Annotated in this window: 2 protein-coding genes and 1 pseudogene; 1 reads left to right on the top strand and 2 read right to left on the bottom strand. The window is 62.4% G+C overall.

The genetic code is table 11. The features are described 5' to 3' along the window. Positions 1–533 (bottom strand): alpha/beta hydrolase (locus EN906_RS32815; RefSeq protein ID WP_164777557.1); only part of this gene is annotated, 533 nt, incomplete at its 3' end. 480 nt (positions 534–1,013) lie between these two features. On the opposite strand from EN906_RS32815, the gene EN906_RS32810 reads away from it, so the two are divergent. Next, on the top strand, positions 1,014–1,481 hold the full coding sequence (locus EN906_RS32810; protein WP_013529716.1) for an Hsp20 family protein: 468 nt from the start codon (positions 1,014–1,016) through the stop codon (positions 1,479–1,481). A 72-nt stretch (positions 1,482–1,553) separates the two neighbouring features. Here EN906_RS32810 and EN906_RS32805 read toward each other — a convergent pair. Next, a pseudogene (locus tag EN906_RS32805) lies at positions 1,554–1,823 on the bottom strand (low specificity L-threonine aldolase); the annotation flags it as partial.

Genomic DNA, 1,823 nt, shown 5'->3' with positions numbered 1-1,823 from the left:
GAACAGACGCGGCGAACCGTCGAGATCGAGACCGGCAGGTCGGGCAGCGTCAGGAAGGGCGCGATCAGCACCATGCGCCGGATGCGGTTCACCATTGATGGGGCGGCAAGCAGGGTGATCAAGGCACCTGCCGAATGGGCGAGGATGTAGTACGGTCCGCGGCAATCGGGCAGCACGATCTCCTCGAAGAACTGTTCGAGGTCGGCGGTGTACTCGCGGAAGCTGCTGACGTAGCCGCGCTGGTGATCGCGGATCAGCCGGTCGGAATCGCCCTGGCCGCGCCAATCGAGCGTGGCGACGCCAAAGCCGCGATCGGCAAGGTTGCGGATGGTTTCGAAATATTTCTCGATGCACTCGTTGCGGCCGGTGAGCAGGACCACGGTGCCCTTCATCGGGCGAGCGACCGCGCCGAACAGGCCGTAGCGGATATTCTTTCGGTCACGCGTGGTGAAGAAGCCGCCGGTGGCATTTTCCGGCCGCGGATTGCCCTCGATTTCGTGAAAAAGGGAGTTTTCGGTGAAAAGATCCGTCATTCGGCGCTTCGTGCTCGGCGTCTCGCATGCCCGCCTGCGCTGGCCGGCTCCGCTAAGGTGATAGACGCCCATGCGCCAAAAGCCAAGGAATTCCCGGTGAAGGGGAGGCTGCATCAGGGAAGGCCGGAAGCCGCTTGAAAGCGTGCTTCCGGCCCCTGTCGATCCGGGAGGAAGGGACGTTACACCCGGTCGGCCTCGTTGCGGTGCCTGTTGTGCAATCGGCGCCGCCAGTCCTTGATCCTGGAATGGACTTTAGCGCCGGCTGCCTGAACGCGCGCCGAAGTGCCGGTTCATCTGCCGTTCATCAAGGGTCCGGCCGCCGTGGCTTTTGCCGCCAGGTGAAATCTTGAAATGCTTTCCAGCGCTCCCCAAATGTCTCGTGCGGTCGCCAATGTCGGGGCCGCTGGTCCACCCGAAACGCCGCTCAAGGGTTTCGCACCGGCCATACGCAAACCATGTTGCTCAACAGGAGAACACCTCATGCGTCACGTTGATTTTTCCCCGCTTTATCGCTCGACCGTCGGCTTCGATCGTCTGTTCACGATGCTCGATTCGCTTGCGCAGCCGGATGGCGCGCAGACCTATCCGCCCTACAACATCGAGCGCACCGGTGAGGATTCCTACCGGATCTCGATGGCGGTTGCCGGCTTCTCGGACGAGGAAATCTCGATCGAAGCCCATCGCAACGTGCTGACCGTGAAGGGTGAGCGCAAGGACGAGGGCACCGGCGAAGGCTCTGAGCTGCTCTATCGCGGCATTGCCTCGAGGGCTTTCGAACGTCGCTTCCAGCTTGCCGACCACGTCGAGGTCGTTGGCGCCTCGCTGAAGAACGGCCTGCTCTTCGTCGACCTCAAGCGCAACATCCCCGAGGAGCTGAAGCCGCGCAAGATCGCCATTACGGCGTCTTCGGCCAAGGCCAAGCAGATCGAGGCCAAGACCGCTGCCTAAAATACAAGTCTCCTCCCGAGACGGAAGCGGCGCCGAAAGGCGCCGCTTTTTTGTTGTCGGGGAAATGCGTTATCAGGCGATCAGCTGGCCAAAACGGTCGACTTCATCGGCTGTCGTCGCAAAGCTGGTGACGAAGCGGTAGAGCAACTCGTCCTCGCCGATGTGGCCGTCAAAGCCATGCGGCTTGTGCCAGTCGTAGAAGGCGGCACCCGCGGTCTGCAGCCTCTCGGCCTCGGCCTTCTTGATCACCGCGAAAACCTCGTTCGCCTGCGGCAGCCATGCCAGCTTGGCCGTTGCCGAATCCTCGATCGCGGCGGCAAGGCGTGCGGCCATGGCGTTGGC

It is taken from the genome of Mesorhizobium sp. M7A.F.Ca.CA.004.06.1.1 (assembly GCF_003999135.1).
Lineage (GTDB): Bacteria > Pseudomonadota > Alphaproteobacteria > Rhizobiales > Rhizobiaceae > Mesorhizobium.
Note: the sequence above shows the minus strand (reverse complement) of the source record. Positions and strands in the feature narration are given on the sequence as shown.